Raw genomic sequence first — 23,080 nt, 5'->3', positions numbered from 1 at the left:
CCTAATAATTATAATTAACCTCGACTTGCCCTGAACTCTTACTTGCTTAGTACCCCAAACCAACTTAGAGATTTAGGCGATCGCTGTTTTGGTTCAATCATCTTTCAAGCATCTGTTTACCTTGCCCCTGAAAAAAACTACATTCTACAAACCTGCTCAATCATGCGTTGTGCCTGGGAACCATACCCCGCCCCAAACAAATTAAAATGATTCAGGATGTGATAGAGGTTATAGAGGGTTTTGCGCTTTTGATAGCCCGGATCAAGCGGAAATGATTGATTGTAGGCTTGATAGAAGCTGGCAGGCGGTGATCCAAACAACTCAGTCATGGCAATGTCTACTTCTCGATCGCCATAATAAAGCGCCGGGTCAAAGATCGCTGGCTCGGTCTTACCATTCACGATTGCAAAGCTGAGATTTCCACTCCACAGATCGCCATGTACCATCGCTGGTTGCGGTTGATAGGTCTCAAAAAATTTCGGCACCGCATCTAGTAACTCTTGCTCAGAGATGCGGCAGCTAAACCCATTGCGTCGCGCTAGCTTGAGTTGAAATTGCAAGCGATGCTTAGAGTAAAACTCAACCCAATCCGACTCCCAGGTATTAACTTGCGGCGTAGCGCCAATTACATTTTGTCGATCCCAGCCAAAACCTTTGCTGCTGGTGACCCGATGCATGGCCGCCAGCTTGTGTCCCATTGCGCTCCAATCCTGCGATCGAGTTAGCTCCAGCCACTCCGCCACAAAATAACTCGAACCCGCCGCCGTCCCCCAACAAATGGGCTTGGGCACCAGAATTGTATTGGTCGCGTGCATTTGCTCTAGGGCGATCGCTTCCACCTCAAACATGCCCACCTGAGCGGCGGTGTTGGTTTTCACAAAAAACTGGCGATCGTCACCAATCACCTGGCAAGCGCGATTGATACTGCCACCACCCACATAATTAGTGGCCGCGATCGTAAAGGGCGCACCGATCGATCGGGATATGTGTGCTGCTATTTCGTCCCACATTTCAAAATAATGTTGCTAATAATATCAATGACTAAATGTCTAGTTCACTGTCCACATGTCCCTACCTGCACAGAACTAGAACTACCAGCATGATTATCCTAGCGCCTTGGGGTTAGTTTGCCTAATGAACTCAATTGCCGTTGCTAGATCAGGTCAAAAATCGTGCCAGTAAGAGCAAAGATTGATTAATCGCAAACATGTAGTATACTCTTGCCAATGTAAATCCTGCTTATGTATAAACACCTAAAGTGTTTGATTGATCAGGCCTTTATTAATATTTTATAATATTTTAAGTATTAATTTAAAGGTCTAGGCGATCGGGCATAGGGTTTTATGAAACGGGAATACATGGCAGTGGCAAAGTCTTTACTTGAAATTTTTTGATTAAAATTGAATGCCTTAAGCACCAACACAGCTCTATTTGCTTTCATTAGCTAAATTGTTGAGGTGCTCGAGCGGTGAAATAGCTTGAAACATCAAAACATCAATCGATCGCAATATGTTGCTAAAGTCTAGCGATCGATAAGCCCAGAAATATTTATTGGTTTATGGTAATTAGCTCATCTAAGCCGGCCTCATCAAAATCAAAGTTCTAGCTAACTATGATCTTGACTGGCAAATGTTTGCGCTAGGCGCTGAACCAAGAAAATCCTTAAGACTGAGAAAACTTATCCGTGAGGAGACCACATGGAAACAGAGATTTGTCCCGTTCACTTGAGTGAAGATGGCGAGGATTGTCTATTTTTTATCCTACCGCCCCAGGAAGATCCCGGTGATGACATTTTTGGTACTGAGGGAGTTGATGTAATTAACTTCGCCTCTAATTTTGACGATCGTATTTTTGTGTTTGGTGGCGACGACACTGTGTTTGGCTTCAATGGCCGTGATGCGATCGTTGGTGGTGCCGGTGATGATGAACTGAATGGCAACGAGGGCGACGACTTTGTTACTGGTAATGAAGGTAATGATGTTGTCAATGGCAATCTTGATAATGACCTTTTGTTTGGCAACCAGGGCGAAGATACTCTCAGTGGTGGGCAGGGTAACGACACCCTCTGGGGTGGTAAGGATGCCGATCAGCTATTTGGGAATAAAGCCGACGACCTGCTGTTTGGTGATATTGGCAGCGATTTGGTTTCCGGCGATCAGGGCGCAGATACCCTCTATGGTGCAGCCCCATCCAGTAGCCTGCCTGGTTTAGGAGAAATTGATGTGCTGGTGGGTGGTATTGACACTGATACCTTTGTGCTAGCGGATGCGGGTGTCTCTTTCTATGACAATGGCGATCCCACCGATTCTGGCCTGGACGACTATGCGATCGTCTTTGACTTCAATCCCCTCGAAGGTGACAAGCTCCAACTCAGATTTGATGTGGATTATATTCTCACCAGCACTGATCCGGCGGTCTTTGGCTTCTCTGGTCTGGCCTTGTGGACAGATTCCGATGGCACAGGCAGCCTCACCCAAGCCGATGAATTGGTGGCGGCATTCCCAGATACTGCGCCTGAGGCTGTTATTGGTGCAGCCTTGATCTTGGTATAGAGGCAATCAACAAAGCTATTGTTTTTATTAATATTGCATTAAGTTCTGGGCTTTTGTTAAAAAATCGATCATCCAGAACTCCAGGTCTGGTCTTACTGACAACTGGATCTGATTACTGAGGCAGCAACATATTGAGATAGAGTGGAGGAATAATATCCTTCACTTTTATTTTTTGATCCGACCTACCAGAAACTATGACTGCCAAACCTAAAATCGTGGTTCTCGACGATGATCCCACCGGTTCACAAACCGTCCATAGCTGCCTTTTGCTAACCAAATGGGATGTGGATACGCTGCGGTTTGGTTTGCGAGATAGTGCGCCGATCATGTTTGTGCTCACCAATACCAGGGCGATCGAACCTGAAGCAGCCGATCGGGTCACCCGCGAAGTTTGCCATAATTTAAAACAGGCGATCGCGGCGGAAAACATTGCTGAATATATGGTGGTGAGTCGCTCCGATTCAACCCTGCGCGGCCATTATCCAATCGAAACCGATGCGATCGCGGCGGAAACAGGGCCCTTTGATGCCCATTTTCTGGTGCCAGCCTTTTTTGAGGGGGGCAGGGTCACGATCGACAGCACCCACTATTTAATCATTGATGGCAAGCCTGTCCCGACCCATGACACAGAGTTTGCCAAGGATTCTGTATTTGGCTATTCCACCAGCTATTTACCAGACTATGTGGCGGAAAAGACCAAGGGCAAAATTGCTGCTGAGCAGGTGGAGCGCTTCTTGCTGGCCGACATTCGCGCTGGCAGTCTCGATCGCTTGCTGGCGCTGAGTAACAATCAATGTGGCGTGGTTGATGCGGAAACCCAGGCCGATTTAGATAAGTTTGCCGCTGATGTGCTGGCTGCGGCTGCCCAGGGTAAAAAATTCCTGTTCAGGAGTGCCGCCAGCATACTTACTGCTCTGGCACAGTTACCGCCCCAACCCGTTGCGCCAGAGCAAATGTCTACCTATGTGCGCACAGATCAGCCTGGTGCGGTGATCGTGGGCTCCCATGTCAAAAAAACCACTGCCCAACTGGCACAATTACTAAAACAGCCAGGGGTAGCAGCGATCGAAATTGAGGTTAAGCAGTTACTCACACCGTTCAACCGAGATCTGTTATTGCAGCAAGCTCTGGAGCAGGTGCGATCGGCGCATGGGGCAGGTAAAACTCCGGTGGTCTATACCTCACGGGAAGAGTTACAGTTTGAGGATGTGCAAACTCGGCTGAAGTTTGGCGAGGAGGTGTCGGACTTGTTGATGCAGATCGTGAAGGGGCTGCCTGCGGAAACCAGTTTTTTGATTAGCAAGGGCGGGATTACTTCTAATGATGTGCTGAGTAAGGGGCTGGAACTAACTACGGCGCGATTGTTGGGGCAGATTATTGCTGGTTGTTCGGTGGTGCGTACGCCTGCGGAACGGGAGCATTTACCTAATTTGCCGGTGGTTTTGTTTCCTGGGAATGTGGGGGATGATGATGCGCTGGCGACGGTTTATCAAAGATTAACCACCAGAAAACCAACAAATTAAGCTATCATGCCCATATTTTAGAACGCCAGGGAAAGGCAAACCGATCGCCCGTTACCAATCGATCGCATCGCCATCCCTGCGCAAAGGCAAACAGCGCGATCGAGGTGGCAAATGAACTCAACCAACAATCAAACCCTAAAAATCGGCCTCTTATTTGGTGGTCAATCCGGCGAGCATGAAGTTTCGCTGGTTTCCGCCAAGTCGATCGCCCAGGGCTTGGGGCAGAATCCCCGCAATCAAGTCATGCCCTTCTATATTCAAAAAGACGGGGTGTGGTGTGATCCAGAGCGATCGCTAAACGTATTAGAAGCCGGTAAGCCAGAGCAGATTGACAATAGTGGTCAGTTTAAATTACCCGCCGCCGCCAATGAAGTTGATGTGTGGTTCCCGGCGCTGCATGGCCCCAATGGTGAAGATGGCACCGTGCAGGGGATGCTGCAACTGATGCAAAAGCCCTATGTTGGTAATGGCGTGTTGGCCTCGGCGGTGGGCATGGACAAGGTTTTGATGAAGGCGTTGTTTGCCCAGGCAGGCTTGGCGCAGGTCAAATATGTGGCGCTGAGTCGGTGGCAGTGGCAGCAGGAACCGGAAGAGTGGTATGAGCACATTGAAACTACGCTGGGTTATCCCTGTTTTGTTAAACCTGCCAACCTTGGCTCCTCGGTGGGGATTTCCAAGGTACGCGATCGCTCCCAGCTAGAGGCAGCGATCCACAGCGCCACCAGCTATGACCCCAGGGTCATTATTGAGCAGGGCGTTACCGCCAGGGAAATTGAATGCGCGGTGTTGGGGAATGAGCAACCCAAAGCCTCGATCGTGGGTGAGATTACCTACAATAGCGATTTTTACGACTATGAAACCAAATATACGCCTGGGATGGCGGATTTACATATTCCTGCGCAATTGCCAGAGACAGTGACTCAGGCAGTGCAAGACATGGCGATCGCCGCATTTGAAGCAGTTGCTGGTTCAGGGCTGGGGCGCGTGGACTTTTTCTATGTGGAAGCGAGTTCTATGGTTTTAATTAATGAGATCAATACCCTGCCTGGATTTACCTCCACCAGTATGTATCCCAAACTGTGGGAAGCGAGCGGAATTAGTTTTCATGACCTATGCGATCGGTTAGTAGATTTAGCGCTAGAGAGACATAAACCGATCGTTGGTTAATTAATTACATCCAGGCTAAGAAATTACTTCTTCAATTTCAATAATCTGTGCATCGGGGTCTTTAACCATAAAAATCAAGGGCTTTTCGCAGCGTACCTTATGCCTGACTCCGCGCATCTGCACCCTTAGCAACACCTGCTCAACACAATCGCGGTTGAAACAAACATGGCGATCGCGGTTACTCTGACGGCGATGGGCTCCTGGTACGATGTGCAATTGGGCATTTTTACCCAGTTGATACCAGTATCCGCCATCATTAACATCTTTGGTGGCAGTGCGTTGCGCCTCCATTGGCAGGTTATAGTACATTGGGTCAGAGGCCGCACCTAGACTATATTCATTGCCATAGTAGTAATGCAAGGGCACATCGGCGATCGATAGCTCTAGTTGCCCTTCGTAAAATGTTCTAGCCTGCTCCATGTCTGACACCATGATTGTATGCACCTTGGGCGCACTGGTCAGAAACATCCACATGGCCACGCCATAGGCAGCCAGCAACATTACCATTACCCCTTGGGTGGAAAAGAGCGCGTCAAACATAGTTTATTAAATTCGGATCAGGATCAATCTTGATTAATTTAGCTTACTTTAGGTTAGCTTGATCTTAATCCAACTCAACGGAGATTTGCTTGATGATTCAACGTATTTGAGTAATAGAATTTCAGCTATACTGACAACAACATCAAAATAAATAACTTGCAAAGTCCAGACAAAGCTGCATGGTTATAAGCCTTCAAGACGTAATAAATGTAGCGCGGCACAAGAGTCTAATGGGTTAGCAGAAGAATAAAATTATGTCTCCTGAGTATGATGCGATCGTTTTTTACAGTGCTGACGATCGACGAGAGGTTATTGAAATCTGTGAAAAGCTAAAAGAAAAAGGTATTAAGTTATGGCTAGATATTTGGGAGCTTAGGCCAGGAACAGACTGGCAGAAGGAATTAGACAATGTTTTTAGATTTGCAAAGTCTGCAATTGTTTTTGTAGGAGCAAGCTCTGTCAGTCCTTGGCAAAATTTAGAAACCAGAGCTTTCTTGAGAGAATCAACTAAGACAATGATGCCTATCATACCTGTGATCCTTGAAAGTGCGCCAAAGGCTCCACAGCTGCCAGCATTTCTTAGTTATTATAGTTGGGTAGATTTTAGAAGTAAAAGCCCTGACCCAATAGAACAGCTTATGTGGGGAATAACTGGTCAGAAAGTCACATAACGAATCGCAGCCATGCTATGGAAAACTTGGAATACATTGATATTTTATACCTGGTTCTCCCAATTATTTTTGGTGCGCTATTATCACTAATTGGTATTCAGAAAAAATATCTCGCTACAACCAAGTATATCCTTAACTTATGGCAGGTGTGGATATACTTAGCACTATCTGCCTTCGGTTCATTACTAGTTACATCTACTCTAAGATATGTTGGAACTACAGTAATAGGTCATTCTGAACTAGACTGTATTTTTATGTCACTAATTGGTGCAGGTTCTTTTATTGGCATAATCACTCAGATTCCTATCCCAGGTAGTGATAACAACGATATTAGCAAACAATTAAAAACAATACGTGATTTTGTTTATGAGTTCTTTGATGCATCGATCGAGCAAAAGGTTAGACAGATTATTCAAACAAAACTAAAAAGCTTTAATTTGGGGCGTCAGTTCAGTGTAGATGGTGAATATCTCAAAGATGAGAAAGACAATAGTTTCCTAAGAGAGGTATCCAGACTGCTTAGGGGCACGAATTTACCTGAAGGTACTATAAGAGACTGGGAAAGGGAGTTTGACATATATGTCGCTGTAAGGGGTGATTATGCATCTGTTATCAAAGTATTGGTTAAATATTACGATTTAGATTATCTTCTTTACGAGTTATCTGATTTTTTAGAAGAAACACCTGCGTCTAACGAGCCAGTCGCTGATAAAGCAGAATCCTCAACTGTTTTAAGGAAAAACTGGTTACATATATTTTGGCAATCCAATTATAAGTGGGCTGTTAATTTCCTGTTTTTATTCGGGTTGGGCTTGCTCATATTTGAGACAATGAATATCATAGGTCGGCGCTTTAAAGCTTATTTACCCGCGATCGCCTTGAACTTCAATATGCCGCTTGTTTTGGGATTAGTATTGATAGCGGCAGGTATATTAGCTGCTTTTTTCTTGTATCGGCGATCAAAATAGCGATTTTGGAAGTCTAGAAATCAACGCCGCGCTTAAGATCAACCCCATGCTCGGCATAGTGCTTATGGCAGACCATTTCCGAATGTACGCTGGCCAGGTCAAAGTAATCGGGGCGATTCATGCAGCGACCAGTAATAATCACCTCCGTATCGCGGGGTTTTTTAAGCAATGCCTGACAGATCGGCTCAACGGGCAATAGTTCTAGATCGACGGTGGGGTTGAGTTCATCCAGCACGATCGTTTTGTATAAACCGGAAGCGATCGCCACCTGGGCAATTTGCCAGCCCCGTTCCGCTTCGATAAAATCTAATTCCTGTTGTTGACCCCGCCAGACGATCGCATCGCGGCCGCAGCGCTGATGATCGACCACGTGGGGATAACTGCGACTGAGGGCAGCGATCGCCGCATCTTCCGTATAGCCAGAACCACCCTTGAGCCATTGCATAATCAAAACCCGATGGGATTGATCGCGGCTGATCCCAGTCCCAATCGCCTTGAGCGATCGCCCCAATGCTGAGGTGCTTTTACCCTTGCCTGCACCAGTATAAATTTCAATCCCAGAAATGCCATATTCATCGGCATGAACATGCTCCTGGGGGCGCATTTCTGAATGCAAGTTAGCAACTTCGATCAATTCCTTTGGCGCTCCCCGTCCAGTGGCGATCACTTCCAAGTGGGCTGGCTTGCGCTTGAGATCATTCACCACCCGATCGACGGGTAATAGCCCTAGATCTAGTACCGGATTGATTTCATCCAGCACAATCACTGAATATAACCCAGAAGCCATTGCCCCCTTCGCAATATCCCAGCCTCGTTCGGCTTCCTGGCAATCGAACTTGGTCACCTGCGCTGCATCAAAATATTCAGCTCGTCCGGTGCGTACCTGGTCAATCAGATGGGGGAAACCCTGTTGCAAGGCTGCGATCGCCGCATCTTCTGCATATTCGCGGCCAGGGCCTTTCAAAAACCGGATTAATAAAATGCGTGTTTCTTTTGGATCGGTGGCTGCCATGCCCAACCCCAGCGATCGCAACACCACGCCCAGGGCTGCCTGAGACTTGCCTTTGCCCATGCCATCATAGACATGGATTTGCCCTACTGCCCGCTCTGGTCGCACCTGAGCAGTCATAATACCGATTCCTGTCATAACCCTATCTGCCTAATGTGTGTCTAATGGATTTAAAGAACAGCTAACTAACCACACCGGATCGCTGAATGATGTGAGCTATTATAGCCCCCGATCGCTAGAATTGCTAGGGGAATACACTAGATATAGGGTTTTCCCAAAAGCTAATTCATATAAATACACTATCAGCAGATATCTAAATATCTATAGATACTATTTAAGGGTTGTTGATTGTTTTGATCTAGACCAGCGTTAATAGCCTGATTGGTAATTGTAATAATCGCTTAGATGCAATTACTAAATACCTATATCGTTCTTTCCCAATCATCACTTGAAGCAGTATTAACAAAAATTAGGTTGCTTTGCTCAGATTGGCGATCGCTCCTGCTAACAATATAAGCATCCTTAAAACTAAAGACAGATAGATCCCAAATGCAATCTAATCGTCAGGGTAGATCGCTTCGGAATTAGCCAGTAACTTAGCCGCAGTTTGCATCGCCTCAATGTCTGCCTCCGTCCACAATCGGGGCGATCGGCAATGGTGCGCTGCCAATAATCCCCACAAATTATCATTGACCAGCACTGGCACTACCAGATTAGCGCGGACATCAATGCTGCGTAAAAAATCACGGTGGCAATCATCAATCGGCTCAGATTCAATGTCGGAGATCGCCTTGCATCTGCCTTCCAAATAGAGCTGAGCATATTCCTGGTTAAAGCAATCATCTGCGCCAGTCTCGCCCAGAATTGAAAAACGATCATTGACGATCGCCTCATAGGTAACCTGGCCTTTCCAGCGGGTATAGAAATAGTAAAGAGCGACCCGATCGGTGTTTAGTTGCGTCCTCAGATTTTCAGTAACCTCACTCACCAACTCATCACGGAACTGCACAGAAATTAAGCGAGCCATCACATCCCTCAACCCCAGCGATATGGCATCGGGGGCTACTTTATTTTGAAACTCATCACTTGGCTGGCTCATAATTTTATATCCACAAATTCACATGCCTAGGACTGGGTTCAGGCTAAGCATCTTGCCTAGCTAGCCTGTAGCCTAAGTTAATCCATCTCTCAACATACCAAAATGGGGACTATTTGATCGAGGAGGTAAAGACAAGATTAGCAAAAACTGGATTGATCAGGCTTAATAACCATAACAAGCTCATGGTCTGATTTAAAGCCTATTAATACTTGCTTAAGACTTATCAAAACTTGATTGTGCGCCGATGTAGCATGACCGATTCAACCAGCCCCAGGGCAATAAAATTAGCAATCATTGCCGATCGCCCATAGGAAATCCAGGGCAGCGGAATGCCTGTCACGGGCGCTAAGCCGATCGTCATGCCGATATTGACCATCGCCTGGAACAAAATTAATGAGAAAAAACCGATCGCAATTAGCGAGCCAAAATCATCCCTGGATTTGAGCGCGATCACCAGCAGCCGCCAGCAGATCGCCATAAACACCACCAGCACGAATGCACAACCAATAAACCCCAACTCTTCGCCAATGGCGGAAAAGATAAAGTCGGTATGTTGCTCTGGGATAAAATCCAGCTTAGTTTGCGTGCCCTGCATGATCCCTTTGCCCCAAAGCTTCCCAGCGCCGATCGCAATCCGCGATTGAATCAGGTGATAACCGCCACCAAGGGGTTCTTTGGAAGGATCCAGAAAAAGTACCAACCGATCTTTTTGATAGTCAGCCAAAAATGACCAGAGTAAGTTGCCAATCTCCACTGCCACCAAATTAACTACCACCGCCACCACCGTAGAGATCATCCGAAACCAGGGCAGAGTAGTCCAGGCCAGTACGCCAGTAAAGGCTACCCAACCGAGCCAAATTGGCACATGGAAATTAAAAATGATCGCCGAAATTAAGGGTGATCCCAACAGGATCAACCAGCCTAGCTTGGCTCCAGCCCAATAGAGCATCCCCAGCGTAATTACCACAAATACCAGGGCAGTACCTAAATCTGGCTGAATGAAGATCAAAAACCAAGGTAAGGATACTACTGGCAAAACTTTCAGCATATCCAGGGGATGTTTGATCGGGCGTTGATGCAAAACTGCCGCCAGGGTAATAATTAAACCCAGTTTGGCGAACTCAGATGGTTGAATATTCACGCCACCAATCGATAACCAGCGCTGCGATCCATTTACGGTATTGCCAGCAAACTTAACGATTAGCAGAGAAATATTGGTGATCGCATAGGTGAGCCAATGAATTTGCAAGAGCCGATCGTAGGACCAACGGGCAATCACGATCGCCAGCACCAAACCCAGGCCGCCGGCAACCCAATGTTGCCACCACCAATCCGCTGAAATGTCGCGCGACTCAGTGCTGCGGATCGCCAAGCCACCTAAGATTGCAAGCAGGGCAGGCAGTAATAAAATCAGTACGTCGGCATCACGCCATTCGCGCTTGATCTGGTCGCGCCCCCAAAAGCGTAAATTTATGGCAAACATGCTCTATCTTTAATCCGTGATAATGCTAGAATCCTTGATAATTCTAGGTTTTGGTGATAACTATTAGCTGATAACATATCTAAGTAATCTAGGGGAGCGGCGATGCTATAGCTGGTTGGGATTTTGAGCTTTGAGCGATCGCCATAGCATTAGTCTTTGCTATGTGGTTTTGTGCCGATTTAGCGATTGACCAGCAAGCTAATTAAGCTAATCCTGGATTTTGGGCTAGATTATTAATCTTCAAATTATGATAGCGGTTAATTGAGTTGGATTGTGAGCCAGTAGCTATAACAAGCACATATTATTGTGATTAACTTATTGTGAGCAACGGGGCGATCGATCTGTATAACAGTTCTATTCCAGTTAAAAAAATCTCAGCAATCAACCCGGTCAACTCGAAACTAAGGAATTAGAGAATAATTAACAGGCCAAAATATTAGTTGAGCATAGATTGAGCGCATCACCCATGCAAAGCGATCGAATTACTGATTGAAGTTATGTAAGGATAAGCATCATTAATTCATTAATTGTCGCCAAAAACATCTACAATTAACAGCGCAAGTTGAGCTAGAGGTAAGTAATTGAACGCACAGGAGCTACTAATATCCTACGAGCAGGGGCAACGCGATTTCGCTGGCCTGGTTCTGTGCGAGGCAAATTTGCACCGGGCTAAGCTCAATGGCATTAACCTCAAAGGGGCAGATCTACACGGTTGCGATCTCAGTGGCGCTTATATTATTGCGTCGGATTTGCAGGGGGCGAATTTAGCTGATACAAATTTGCGGGGAGCTAGCCTCAAAAATTCTAATTTCAATCGCGCTAATTTGAGTTGGGCAAATATGAGCTGGACAAACCTCACTGGCGCTTCGTTTATGGATGCCAGAATGGATGTCACCAACCTGAGTAGTGCGAATTTGATCGATGCCGACTTGCGCGGCGCGAATTTACAGGGGGCAAACCTGCGCGGCACCAACCTGCGCGGCACCCAAATCGAGCCACTTAGATCGATCGATAATGCTGATTTTTCACGGGTCAAAAACCTCGATCAGCGGGTGAGGGTTTATCTATGCTCGATCGCCACTGGCGCGCATCCGTTTACTAAGAATAGTACGCGGGCAACGTTGGAATGTAATAATTCTAATTTTTAGTTATCTGGATGGGTTTCGTCCGTTGCTTTGTTTTGTCTTTCCTATTCAGCATGAACCAAGCATCTACTCGATTAGATCGATCGGAGCAGCAACCACGATGTTTTTTTTGTTAACCCGTAGCTATAGATGATTTGGTTCCCAGTCTAGGCATAATAACTAAAAGCTTAAAAGCAGGATAGTGGTTTACCCCGCCTTTTGTTACTGAAAAGAAATAGTTGACTCTGCAAAATTATTTGGCTGGCCTAAGTGCTGATTTACGTTTGCGCTTGGTAAATTCCCAGGCTCCATAAAGCCCAAGTAATGCTAATCCAGCGGTAGCCTCAAACTCAAATGGCACTGTAATTACGCGAATCTGATCAAAGTCTCCAGGGGTTTCACTTATCAACGAAAAACTCAGGGTAAGCCGATCGGCTGAAATCGCAACAGAGTCAGGGTCTGGGGATGGCCCTTCTTCGGTACCCCTGGGAAAAGGAAGTGGTGGGTAAGCAACTACCGGAGGTGCAGCTAAAGCATCTGAACCAGCCAAAGTAGTTGAGAAGAAAATTACGCCAGCGATCGGTTCCGCAAAAGTTACACTGCCTGCTGAAATTATGCCCACAGGACCGCCAGGATCGAAATGGAGAAAATGACTATTATAAGTTCCGAAGGGTAGAGGACCTGGGAAAAAAGTATCTTTGTTGAGTGGCCCAGATGGCCCGGCTGGCAGCAATGCTGTTGCTACTTCAGCAAAGATTGGCATTGCCGGAGGAGCGATCGTGACCTGTTGCGACTCATTAAAAGCAAATGTTGTAGCACCAAATGGTGGCAGGACAGGGGTTGGTGTAACAGGATCAACTGAGGTAACACCGGGCGGAAGAGGCGCAGCCATACCACCGAACCCAATAATAAGAGCTGAAGCAGGCTTTGAAACGAATAGCGATCCTACCGTGGCGAAAGCCAACAAACTAAGTTTTTTTAACATGGCATCTAAGAATCTGTCGTAGCTTATGGTTTAATCTCTGCAAGCCAAATATGCCAAATTATTATAGTTACCGACTCTACACACCAACATATTCTGCTTGCTACTAATAAGCATCTTAGCCTAACCCGATCGGGGGAGTAGAAGCTTATCAATGATTCTTAATATGTGCTCTAACGACAAAACCGCCCGATCGGCCAATAAGAATGGCTCAGGCGGCGAATATCGCAATTATGCTACTGGGTAGCGATTATTAATGTATGTAAAATTTGTTATTACAATCCAATGTCAGGTTAGGAATAATCCAAAGCCCCAATTATGCTTTCAAATAAACTTGATGCCTAGTGATTAATTAATTACAACCTATACCAAACATGCTTCCAGGTTTTGTTCGATTTCTGCTTGATCAAGGTTGCGACCGATCAAAACTAGTTGATTGAAAGGGGGTAGCTCGCGGTGATCGTTCTTGAGTTCATAGCGCTTGCCGCTGAGTTGGAACACATAGCGATTGTCCATGCCGCTGAACCACAGTACCCCTTTGGCACGGAACACATCAACAGGCAGTTGTTTATCCAGGAAATTCTGGAATTTGTCGATGTCAAAGGCACGATCGCGTTGAAAGCTGATTGCCACAAACCCATCATTGGCTAGGTGGTCGGAGTGATGATGATGGTGTTCATGGTGGTGATCGTGCGCATGATCATGATCTTCGTGGTGATGATGGGTCTCATGCTCATGGTGATCGTGGCTATGCTCATGATTTTCGTGATGGTGATCATGATCACTATGACTGTGTTCATCCTCTCCACTAGCCTGCTGAATAAAATCAGCATCATTGACATCCACATCCAACACCAACGGCAATGGCACAGCTCCACGCTGCGATCGCAATACCCTCGATTTGGGCTTTAGTTCTTCAATATAATTCTCAATATCCTTAAGCTCGGCTTCGCCGACTAGATCGGTTTTGTTGAGCACAATAATATCGCCATACATGATCTGCTTGAAGGCGGCATCACTGTCATAATGCTCTGGACTAAAGGATTCAGCATCGATCACAGTCAAGATCGAATCCAGCCGGGTGAGATGCTGCAACTCAGTACCCAAAAAAGTCAGGGCGATCGGTAGTGGGTCGGCTACCCCGGTAGTTTCAACCACCATATAATCAATCTGGTCACTGCGCTCCAGCACACCATATACCGCATCAATCAGGCCGTCATTGATCGTGCAACAAATACAACCATTGGTCAGTTCCATCATATTTTCATCGACTGAAACTAGCAATTGACTGTCGATATTGATGTCGCCAAACTCGTTTACTAATACCGCAACTTTGAGATCTTTCTGGTTTTCCAGGATGTGGTTGAGTAACGTAGTTTTGCCGCTGCCCAAAAATCCGGTGATGATCGTGACGGGCATACCGCGCTTGGGCATGTCGATCGGTGCTTGGGCTGGTGAAGTTTGGGTTTTAGCTTGAAGATTGGTCATTATTATTTCGTGCTAGGGTTTGTGATCGGTAAATGGCCTAGAATGATTCTGCTTAACGCTCTAATTCTGCTTAGCGATCTATTCTAACCCTTCTAATCCTGCTTCCAGGGGAACGAAATCATAACCAGTCCCCGATCGCCCTCTAGGATTATCGGCTGGGGCTTTGACCACCCGCACTAAAATTGGGGCACGGTTGCGATCGCCGGAAGGTTGGAAGTAAATTTCTGCATCAGCTCCAGTTGCTGCAAAATTAGTGCTGGCCAATGCTTGTTGAACTCCGTCCCTGGTGGGGGATTGTCTCAGGGCAGTCACGATCGCCTCGGTGGCATCATAGGCCATTGCCGTACGCCAGTTTACATCTCCACCCCAAAGCTGAGCCGCCTCACTTGGAAATTTTGAGTTGGGGTTGCCCAAAATGTGCCAGGGCACTGCCAAAATCATTCCTACCGCGTTTTGACCACCAGTTGCCAGCGTATTGCGCCGATAGAGGCTGTCCCCTCCCAGCAACAGCAAGTTTTGGCTATTGATCGCAATCACCTCAAAAGCTTGGGACAGAGTAGCTGAGTTGGCAGCGAGCATGATTGTTTGCGCTCCCCTATCTCGTGCTTGATTCAGGGCAGCAGCGGCATTAAAATCAGCAGCGGCAAGATCAACTTCCCAGACTACTTCGCCGCCATCCCCTACAAACGCACCAGTAAATCCATCCTTCAGTGATTTACTATAATTACTCTCAGAGTTGTAGAAAACAGCCGCTTTAGTCACTTGCCAATCCTCGATCGCATACTTGGCGAGGGCATTGGCGGCAAATAGATCGCTTGGCACCGTTCTAAAAATATAATTACCCGCCGTGGATAGGGTGGTAGAGGTACTGGTGGGGGAAATTTGTACTAGTCCGGCCGCTTGATATACCTCGGCTGCGGCGATCGTAGTGCCACTGCCAAAGCTACCCACCACGGCCAAAACTTGCGGATCTTGAGCCAATGCGGCGGCTACTTCTTGCGCTGTTTGGGCTTCATTTTGATCATCAGCGATCGCCACTTCCAAGAGGGCTCCATTAATGCCACCGGTTTGATTAACTTGGTTTTGAGCATGGGCAATCCCCCTTAAGATCTCTTTGGCCGCATCTGAGCTAGAACTAATTGGTAAAGAAGCGGCAATTTTTAAAACATTCCCCGACTGCTTGGCTCTGGCATTATTGAGATAGACTAGCGCTTCGGGATCATTGCGGTTTTTATTCAGGCTAGCCTGCAATATATCGATCGCATTTTCGTAATTTCCAGTCGCAATCGAAATGACACCAGATTGTTTTTCAGCAGTGACAGTATCGGTAAATAGAACCTGTTCACCGGTGCTAATGCGTTCTTCGATCGCCACATTGGGTGATGAATTACCTGAATTATTTGGGCGATCGTTAGTAGTTAGAGCAACTGGATTTTCACTACCCTGATTTTGTCGTAACAGCAAAAAGCCAGCCCCAATCACCGCCATTGAGATCGCTAGGGTGGAGATTAAAATAACAGTTTCTTTACTTCCCTTTGCCATAGTATTTATCCTGGAATTTATATTATAAAAACTTAATTCCCTGACCCCACAGGTGCGAAATCATATCCAGTACCAGAACGTCCATTGGGATTACTAGCTGGAGCTTTGACCACTTCCACTAAAATTGGCGCACGGCTGCGATCGCCAGAGGGTTGAAAATAAATATCCGCATCGGTGCCCTGGGTGAGAATCTCGCCACTGGCCAATGCTTGTTTAATGCCGAATCTGGAAGGGTCTTTGCTTAGAGCTGCGGCGATCGCTGCTGTGGCATCATAGGCCATTGCCGTACGCCAGTTTACATCCCCACCCCAAAGCTGGGCGGCAGCGGCAGGAAAATCAGCATTTGGATTGGCCAGAATATGCCAGGGCACAGCCAAAACCATTCCCACCGCATTCTCACCGCCAAATACCAAGGTGTCACGTCGATAGAGGCTATCACCGCCGAGCAAAGGTAAATTTTGGCGATTGATTGCCATTACCTCAAAGGCTGGTTTTAAGGTGGCCGAATTGGCGGCCAGAAACACCGCCTCAGCACCATTACGTTGAGCTTGCTGCAATGCATTTTCAGCGCTGAAATCACCAGCTACCAGATCAAACTCTGCTGCGATCTGACCACCATCACTGACTAGCTCCTTAGTAAATTCATTTTTCAGAGATTTACTATAATCACTCTGGGAGTTATAAAAAACCGCCACCTTGCGCACCTGTAAATCATCGATCGCATAGTCTGCCAGAAAGTTCGCCGCAAATAGATCGCTAGGCACAGTCCGAAAAATATAATCACCCACGGTGGATAGTGCCGTAGCTGTACTGGTGGGGGAAATTTGCACCAAGCCAGCGGATTGATAGACCTTGGCGGCGGCGATCGTGGTACTACTGCCAAAGCTACCCACCACCGCCAATACCTCAGGGTCTTTCACTAATTCATTCGCAATCTCTTGAGCCAGTTGGGCTTGGTTGGCATCATCGGCGATCGCCACCTCTAGCAATGCTCCATTAATGCCGCCAGTTTGGTTAACCTGGGTTTGGGCATGGGCAATCCCCCTTAAGATCTCTTTTGCTGCATCGGGATTAGAACTAATTGGCAGGGATGCGGCAATTTTTAGAGTATTACCAGACTGTTTGGCTCTGGCATTATTGAGATAAACCAATGCTTCGGGATCATTGCGGTTCTGGGTCAGACTGGTTTCAAGCTGGGTGATCGCATTATCATAGTTGCCACTGGCGATCGCTACCGAGCCAGTTTGCTTGGCGGCGCTGATATTCTCAGTAAATAAAACCCGCTCACCGGTGCTAATTTGTGTGCCAATGTGTGTTGGTTGATTAGAAGCAGGTTGATTCGGCCTCGTTAGAGTACCCAGATTGTTATTATTTAAATTCCGGCGTAGCAACAAGAAACCACCACCAATCAATCCAATGGAGATTGCTAGCGTTGTGATTAAGACAACTGTTTCTTTACTACCCTTTGCCATCTTGTTTACCTGATTATCGCTAAATTACTGCCTGATTTTAGGCCAACTCCAACACATCCGCTAAGTCTATGGCCAACTTATTTTCCTGTTCCGCCGCTGAACTAATTGCCGTAGTCAAAATTTGCCTGGGACTGAGCCCACTATTGTAGGCCGCTAACCAGCATTGTGCCTCATTGCCGCATTCCAGAATTTTGAGCAGGGGCGAGACAAAACAGGCCAAACCCAGATGCTTAGCGATCGCCCTGGTTTGGTCATATTGCTGCTTGATCCAATCCCTGGCTAAAATTTGCTCACCGGTTTGCCAATGGGTTAGCACTGCATCCAAGCTATCCTTGGCGGCGGCAATTTCGTTGGCATCGGCGATCGCTTCTAGCTCCGATAATGAAAATGGCGTAGTACCAGCCACCAGCGGATCAAGCCCCAACTCTAAATTATCAGTTAGTTCAACGGGTAGGTTAAAGGGCATTCCGGTACTCTGGGCTAGATGATTGTGAATGCCGATCGCCAGCAGGCGCAACTCAATAAACGTGGTGATTGCCAACATCGCCAGCGGATCAAAAATCAAATCACAAATGCGCAACTCAGCCCGATTGAGATCGTGGGGGCGATTGTCACCATTGGGGCGTACCGACGACCACAAGTGGCGCACATTCTGCATTGCCCCCGATCGCAGTTGTGCTTCAGTCCAATCAATGTAGTGCTGATGATCGGTAAAGATTGGCACTTGAGCGGGAGTCTTAGGGAACATTTGCCAACGGCTGGAATGGGAGCCGGTGACCTGGCCATTCAAAAATGGTGAAGAGGCACTGAGAGCTAAATAGAGCGGTGCTTCCAGGCGCAAAATCCGGCAAGCTCGAAATAGTTCTGCCAGATCTGGAATACCCAGATTAATATGCACACTGGCGGTTACAACGTCAGTGCCATAGGTTTGTTCAATATAGCTGTGGTAAGGGTTTTGTGGATCAGAACGCTGTACTTTATCGGTGCCCCCCAAAGCCAGGGTGCTGCCGGGCATGATTGTATAGTCACCCAGCGATCGCAAATACTGTCTGAGGCGCTGGCGCGGTGCAATTAAAGCCACTAACAACCTTTCATATTGACGATAGGGGGCGGTGGTATATTCCACATTGCGATTGTCTGGCTCGCGCACAAAGCCATTTAAATTGGCCACAATTCGATCGGAGAAACCAATTACATCGCCAGTGGGGGTGCCAGTGTAAACTTCGACCTCAAATCCCTTCGATAAAAGCACTAAAAATTCCTCAAGGTTTAGATATGTCCAACCATTTTGACAATTGAACCTGAATAATGGCTTAGTTTTCGTGCCACAACTTAATTTATTTCTTTATTTATTCGATCTTATGCCAATTTGGAGGCTTTTGGCCGGAGTGCAACAGGCTGGTGGATTTTAGATTGCCAAGGTATTGATAAGGTTGCTTTCAAGTTATCGTCCCAGCATCCTGACCAAGAATATGCCGCTAAAATATAAGCCACCTACCGCACTAGCCAGCAGGGTTTGGGTCATCGGATCGGTGGAAGGAGTGAGCACTGCGCCCAAAACCACCGCACCTACCACCACAAATCGCCAGCTTTTGAGCATCACTTTCGATGAAACGATCCCAGTAAAGCCCAATAGCGCCTGAATTACCGGAATTTGGAAAGCTAAGCCAGTGCTAAACAACAGCAACAACACAAATTCAAAATAGCGATCGATCGACCACAATTGCTCAACCACATCGCCGCCATAGCTAATGAAAAACTTGAGCGCCGCCGGAATTAAAGCCGCATAGGCAAAGAAAATACCGGCCGCAAACAAGATACTAGAGCCAAATACGATCGGTGCCACCAGTCGTTTTTCTTTCTTGGTTAGCCCTGGCAACACAAATTTAGTAATCTGATACAAAATCATCGGGCTAGCCAGCAACAGCCCACTATAGCCGGCGACCTTAATCGAAACGAAGAAATATTCCCCTGGCGACAATTGCAAAAACTTCGCACCCTGAGCCGGAACTTCCAACAAGGCCACGATCGGATTGACAAAAATAAAGCAAATCACGATCGCCACAAATGTTGCTGCCAGAGCCACAAAGATCCTGGTACGCAGCTCTTCAAGATGATCAAATAACGACATCTCCACATCATCAAGCTGATCGTCATCATTGATTGATTCAGGTGCGATCTGATTATTCTGACTATCTGAATCGGGATCAGCGATCGCCATCTGGCTATTTTCAGCGGTGCTTGGGGTGGTTGGGTCAGTGGTTGGGCTAGTCATGATTAGAAATTTTATTTCCTCTACAATCCTACACCAGTAGATCTACTGCTATAGTCAGCGTTTGCTATAAGTGGGCGATCGTCTAATACTGTCTAATGCTAAGGTATTTGCGATCTGCAACCTAATTTCAACCAAAGTTGCCAAAAAATCTAAATTATCCGCATTCTTGTCAGACAATTTTCGGTTGGTTAACCGCTTAGTTAACTTAAACCAATTAAAATTAACCCGATTAGGCCAAGCGCAAAATCTAAAAGCTACTCAAAACTGACTATATCAACCATTGCCATAGAACTGCTAGCCTGAAGACAGAATAAGTTTTTGATAAATTTAATGATTAGCTTCTTCTTGCCACTGTCTCGTCATTCTAATTATTCTAATTCCCAGGCCAATGATCTGCGGCCGATCGGCGATCGCGCAAGCCAAAATTTCCCATCCTCTGGCCAATTTCTACGCAAAGGTAGTTTGATTGGGCTATTCAGTTTAGCAATTAATTTAATTGGTATGCTTACACCCCCGCCAACCGTCTATGGGCAGGAAGTTGCTGATGGCACAAATCATCTCGAACTCGATCGGCAGGTGGTTGAAGATAGCCCGGTATTGCGGCGCTGGTTGGTGCAACCGGTTGATGTACTGGAAGAAATTCGCCATAACCCTAGCTTCGATACTACTTTGCAAGTTGGGCTTACTTCTACTGATAGTGATCTGGGGGTGGCAGTCGGGGTAGATGATATTTTCCTGGGTAACATCCCAATCACGGTGAGCGCGAGCTATCAACAGGAGTTTGATGGTGACGATCGGGAAGTCAATGCCAACTTGCGCTACTATGTCTTGCCGCTTGGCTCCTATGTGAATGTGGCTCCACAGGTAGGTTACCGCTATGTGGACATGATCGATCGGGATCAGATTTCTGGCGTGGAAGTTGGCTTACAGGGCATTTTTGTCCTGTCACCCCACAGCGCTGATATTCGACTTTCGCAAACTTTTACGGAACCAGGTAAAGCCAGTGAGTTGGGTATTACCAGTATTTCCACCAGCTATGCGGTCACCAAGCGGCTACGATTGGGCACAAATATTGAATGGCGGCGATCGCGGATTCGCTATGACAATCGCGTCGGCGTGGTGTTGCAGCTAATTCTATAGGCACTAATCAGGTACTTAGTTGCAAGCTATCTAGCTGGTTGGAAATTGCGACGCACCTTAAGCAACACACTCTGCGCTTCCGTGAGATGATCGCAATCTTTGTACATTTTGTACATATAGATACCCATAGCTTAAGACGCAGTAATGCTTATAGTTGGGCTACGGGGGTTGGCTGCCACATCTCACCATATTGATCATACAAAGCCTGCCAAGCATCGATCTGCCCCGGTGCATATTCCCCTGGCTTACCCCACTGCAAAAATATACTTAGCTCTGGTTCGGCGGCGGCATTCAGCAACCGGACCGCATAGGTAGTAAAGTTGCCGCGCTTGGCCTCGCCCGTTTCAAATTTCACCTGCTCAATTTTGTCCATGTTGAGGTGAAACTCAAACACATCGGTGTGCATGTTGGCATATTTGCCCTTGGGCAGTTCTGCATAGAACAGCTTCTCGATCGTGCCTCTGGCTTCAAGGACAGCCGCTTCATTTTTGACGATCAAACGCACCAAGCCCAGGCTGTGGCATTGTTCTAAAAAGTCTTTTAAGGTTGCACTCATGCTTTATTTGCGTAACTTGCTTAATTAACTGGCTCAACTTGTCTTTTATATTTAAATAAGGCTGTTTACCTGAAATAGGATTGTCTAGGATTAAATAAAATAGGCTCAATCATCTTAGAACCTTAATCATAGCGACTAATAAGGCCAAGCGCTCATAAATGGAATCAGGATCTTAACCAAATTAACCAACGGTGACGATCGGCAATGTTGAGAATTTCCATCAGGGCAATTTATAGTCACCTCATATCTTAGCTGAATATCTTAAACTGGCATCTCAACACCGATCGTGCTTTTCACGGCTGCTTACTTTTGGTTATAGCGAGTTATCCCGTAAAAATAGCTGCATCGCATTGGTGATCGGTATCTCGATCGCTCCAGCTTCAAAGTCTTGAAAAAAAGAATTGAATAAAAATCGGTCTAAATTCACCAATGGATTCTTCAGCAAGCAAAGAATTTGGTACTAACCATAATCCAACCAAGCTTTTTGCCCAATGGGATTAATCGCTCTGGATTTTTTTAATTTAAACAGTTCAGCCGATCAACTCTGCTTAAAGTTGCTATAATCTTTAAGCCTTGTTTCTACACGAACGCATTTTCTGCTCACCGCAGCTCCAGATGTGATTGTCGATCGTTCTTTAAGCTGGTTCGGCAACTTATCTGTACTTATCTATGCTTCTATGCTAAGCGAGAGCTGTAAAAAGAAAGATTGCCTGATTTGCATTTATTCGCACCTTACTTTTGCAAAGCTGGATCATTAGATTTTGCTCTATGCATGGGCTTAAAAGTGCGATCGTAATTTCTCTAGGGCTAATCTTAACGGCTTAGCTGCCGAGTGGTGCGGCGATCGAGGTAGGAACCAAATGTCCATAAGGAAATTAAGTAATTAGCGCGCAAATGATTAAAAGATCTTACGAAACCATGTACATCCTACGCTCTGACATTAATGAGCAGATCGTAGAGTCGGAAATTGCCAAATATCAAACCTATCTGCAAGATAAAGAAGCAGAATCCCTGGTGGTGCAACATCGCGGTAGACGGCGGCTCGCCTATGAAATCGAAGGCAACCGTGAGGGCATCTATGTACAGATGAATTACAACGTGGCTCCATCTGCGATCAAGCAAATGGAAAAGGATATGAAGTTTGATGATCATGTGATTCGATCGATGACAATTAAGGTCAAGCCGATCGAAGAGGAAGAAGAAGCTGAAGAAGAGCCCAGGAATGTTGATGAGTCATCTGATGCAGCCCTAGCCAGAGATGCTAATGATAATGGTGTGGCGGTGCTTTCATAGTAGGCACAGAACGAACAACTTGTTGATAGTCTGAATTGAATATTGATCTATTATCGATCTATTATTGATCTATTTAAGCTGGGACTTTGTTTATGAACTGAACAAGGTTCCTTTTTGTTGCGATTTTATGACGATTACTGCGGCCTATAGGGGATATCTTGCGATAACAATCATCGATCGCTAACGGGTAAGTGCT

General features: G+C 46.4%; 21 protein-coding genes. 8 read left to right on the top strand and 13 right to left on the bottom strand.

Annotated elements, in window-relative coordinates:
- Nucleotides 1-137: 137 nt before the first annotated feature.
- Complete coding sequence (locus PSE7367_RS00140; protein WP_015163322.1) at nucleotides 138-1,010, bottom strand: fructosamine kinase family protein; 873 nt, start codon at nucleotides 1,008-1,010, stop codon at nucleotides 138-140.
- 296 nt (nucleotides 1,011-1,306) lie between these two features.
- Entirely contained in the window at nucleotides 1,307-1,441 is a 135-nt protein-coding gene (locus PSE7367_RS22845; protein WP_264314163.1) for a hypothetical protein, read from the bottom strand.
- 256 nt (nucleotides 1,442-1,697) lie between these two features.
- Here PSE7367_RS22845 and PSE7367_RS00135 point away from each other — a divergent pair, with 256 nt between their 5' ends.
- The 3 genes from PSE7367_RS00135 to PSE7367_RS00125 all read left to right on the top strand — a co-directional run bounded on the left by PSE7367_RS00135 (nucleotide 1,698) and on the right by PSE7367_RS00125 (nucleotide 5,242).
- A complete protein-coding gene (locus PSE7367_RS00135; protein ID WP_015163321.1) occupies nucleotides 1,698-2,552 on the top strand; it encodes a calcium-binding protein in 855 nt (284 codons plus the stop codon).
- 194 nt (nucleotides 2,553-2,746) lie between these two features.
- Nucleotides 2,747-4,075 carry a four-carbon acid sugar kinase family protein gene (locus PSE7367_RS00130; protein ID WP_015163320.1) on the top strand — a complete coding sequence of 443 codons (1,329 nt, stop codon included), beginning with the start codon at nucleotides 2,747-2,749 and terminating at the stop codon, nucleotides 4,073-4,075.
- 111 nt (nucleotides 4,076-4,186) lie between these two features.
- The gene (locus PSE7367_RS00125; protein WP_015163319.1) at nucleotides 4,187-5,242 is read left to right on the top strand and encodes a D-alanine--D-alanine ligase family protein; all 1,056 of its coding nucleotides are present in this window, start codon (nucleotides 4,187-4,189) and stop codon (nucleotides 5,240-5,242) included.
- Between the two features lie 15 nt (nucleotides 5,243-5,257).
- On the opposite strand, the gene PSE7367_RS00120 is transcribed toward PSE7367_RS00125, so the two are convergent.
- Nucleotides 5,258-5,782 (bottom strand): VOC family protein, encoded by a 525-nt coding sequence (locus PSE7367_RS00120; RefSeq protein ID WP_015163318.1) that lies wholly within the window; start codon nucleotides 5,780-5,782, stop codon nucleotides 5,258-5,260.
- A 254-nt stretch (nucleotides 5,783-6,036) separates the two neighbouring features.
- On the opposite strand from PSE7367_RS00120, the gene PSE7367_RS00115 reads away from it, so the two are divergent.
- Nucleotides 6,037-6,453 carry a toll/interleukin-1 receptor domain-containing protein gene (locus PSE7367_RS00115; RefSeq protein ID WP_015163317.1) on the top strand — a complete coding sequence of 139 codons (417 nt, stop codon included), beginning with the start codon at nucleotides 6,037-6,039 and terminating at the stop codon, nucleotides 6,451-6,453.
- A gap of 17 nt (nucleotides 6,454-6,470) precedes the next feature.
- Nucleotides 6,471-7,421 carry a hypothetical protein gene (locus tag PSE7367_RS00110; RefSeq protein WP_015163316.1) on the top strand — a complete coding sequence of 317 codons (951 nt, stop codon included), beginning with the start codon at nucleotides 6,471-6,473 and terminating at the stop codon, nucleotides 7,419-7,421.
- Between the two features lie 13 nt (nucleotides 7,422-7,434).
- Here the strand turns inward: PSE7367_RS00110 and PSE7367_RS00105 are convergent, their stop codons facing one another.
- The 3 genes from PSE7367_RS00105 to rodA all read right to left on the bottom strand — a co-directional run bounded on the left by PSE7367_RS00105 (nucleotide 7,435) and on the right by rodA (nucleotide 11,012).
- Nucleotides 7,435-8,568, bottom strand: coding sequence for a cob(I)yrinic acid a,c-diamide adenosyltransferase (locus PSE7367_RS00105; protein WP_015163315.1), 1,134 nt, complete (start codon nucleotides 8,566-8,568; stop codon nucleotides 7,435-7,437).
- A gap of 418 nt (nucleotides 8,569-8,986) precedes the next feature.
- On the bottom strand, nucleotides 8,987-9,529 hold the full coding sequence (locus PSE7367_RS00100) for a GAF domain-containing protein (RefSeq protein WP_015163314.1): 543 nt from the start codon (nucleotides 9,527-9,529) through the stop codon (nucleotides 8,987-8,989).
- A 223-nt stretch (nucleotides 9,530-9,752) separates the two neighbouring features.
- Nucleotides 9,753-11,012 carry a rod shape-determining protein RodA gene (rodA, locus tag PSE7367_RS00095; RefSeq protein ID WP_015163313.1) on the bottom strand — a complete coding sequence of 420 codons (1,260 nt, stop codon included), beginning with the start codon at nucleotides 11,010-11,012 and terminating at the stop codon, nucleotides 9,753-9,755.
- A gap of 581 nt (nucleotides 11,013-11,593) precedes the next feature.
- On the opposite strand from rodA, the gene PSE7367_RS00090 reads away from it, so the two are divergent.
- Nucleotides 11,594-12,160 (top strand): pentapeptide repeat-containing protein, encoded by a 567-nt coding sequence (locus PSE7367_RS00090; RefSeq protein WP_015163312.1) that lies wholly within the window; start codon nucleotides 11,594-11,596, stop codon nucleotides 12,158-12,160.
- Between the two features lie 229 nt (nucleotides 12,161-12,389).
- On the opposite strand, the gene PSE7367_RS00085 is transcribed toward PSE7367_RS00090, so the two are convergent.
- The 6 genes from PSE7367_RS00085 to tatC form a co-directional block, all read right to left on the bottom strand.
- Nucleotides 12,390-13,028 carry a PFE-CTERM domain-containing protein gene (locus tag PSE7367_RS00085; protein ID WP_156800314.1) on the bottom strand — a complete coding sequence of 213 codons (639 nt, stop codon included), beginning with the start codon at nucleotides 13,026-13,028 and terminating at the stop codon, nucleotides 12,390-12,392.
- 453 nt (nucleotides 13,029-13,481) lie between these two features.
- Complete coding sequence (locus tag PSE7367_RS00080; RefSeq protein WP_015163310.1) at nucleotides 13,482-14,606, bottom strand: CobW family GTP-binding protein; 1,125 nt, start codon at nucleotides 14,604-14,606, stop codon at nucleotides 13,482-13,484.
- A gap of 78 nt (nucleotides 14,607-14,684) precedes the next feature.
- Nucleotides 14,685-16,148: an ABC transporter substrate-binding protein gene (locus PSE7367_RS00075; protein WP_015163309.1), complete on the bottom strand. Its 1,464-nt coding sequence runs from the start codon at nucleotides 16,146-16,148 to the stop codon at nucleotides 14,685-14,687.
- Nucleotides 16,149-16,180: 32 nt separating this feature from the next.
- A complete protein-coding gene (locus PSE7367_RS00070; RefSeq protein ID WP_015163308.1) occupies nucleotides 16,181-17,620 on the bottom strand; it encodes an ABC transporter substrate-binding protein in 1,440 nt (479 codons plus the stop codon).
- A 37-nt stretch (nucleotides 17,621-17,657) separates the two neighbouring features.
- On the bottom strand, nucleotides 17,658-18,872 hold the full coding sequence (gene gshA, locus PSE7367_RS00065; RefSeq protein WP_015163307.1) for a glutamate--cysteine ligase: 1,215 nt from the start codon (nucleotides 18,870-18,872) through the stop codon (nucleotides 17,658-17,660).
- A gap of 192 nt (nucleotides 18,873-19,064) precedes the next feature.
- Entirely contained in the window at nucleotides 19,065-19,895 is an 831-nt protein-coding gene (gene tatC / locus PSE7367_RS00060; RefSeq protein WP_015163306.1) for a twin-arginine translocase subunit TatC, read from the bottom strand.
- 345 nt (nucleotides 19,896-20,240) lie between these two features.
- Here tatC and PSE7367_RS00050 point away from each other — a divergent pair, with 345 nt between their 5' ends.
- Nucleotides 20,241-21,035 carry a hypothetical protein gene (locus PSE7367_RS00050; protein WP_156800313.1) on the top strand — a complete coding sequence of 265 codons (795 nt, stop codon included), beginning with the start codon at nucleotides 20,241-20,243 and terminating at the stop codon, nucleotides 21,033-21,035.
- Between the two features lie 148 nt (nucleotides 21,036-21,183).
- Here PSE7367_RS00050 and PSE7367_RS00045 read toward each other — a convergent pair whose 3' ends face one another.
- Nucleotides 21,184-21,591: a ChuX/HutX family heme-like substrate-binding protein gene (locus tag PSE7367_RS00045; RefSeq protein ID WP_015163304.1), complete on the bottom strand. Its 408-nt coding sequence runs from the start codon at nucleotides 21,589-21,591 to the stop codon at nucleotides 21,184-21,186.
- A gap of 894 nt (nucleotides 21,592-22,485) precedes the next feature.
- Here PSE7367_RS00045 and rpsF point away from each other — a divergent pair.
- Nucleotides 22,486-22,884, top strand: coding sequence for a 30S ribosomal protein S6 (gene rpsF, locus PSE7367_RS00040; RefSeq protein WP_015163303.1), 399 nt, complete (start codon nucleotides 22,486-22,488; stop codon nucleotides 22,882-22,884).
- Nucleotides 22,885-23,080: the final 196 nt, after the last annotated feature.

Origin of the sequence: Pseudanabaena sp. PCC 7367 (genome assembly GCF_000317065.1) — a bacterium.
In the GTDB taxonomy this organism is placed as follows: domain Bacteria; phylum Cyanobacteriota; class Cyanobacteriia; order Pseudanabaenales; family Pseudanabaenaceae; genus Thalassoporum; species Thalassoporum mexicanum.
This window is presented reverse-complemented; position numbering and strand designations above follow the sequence as displayed.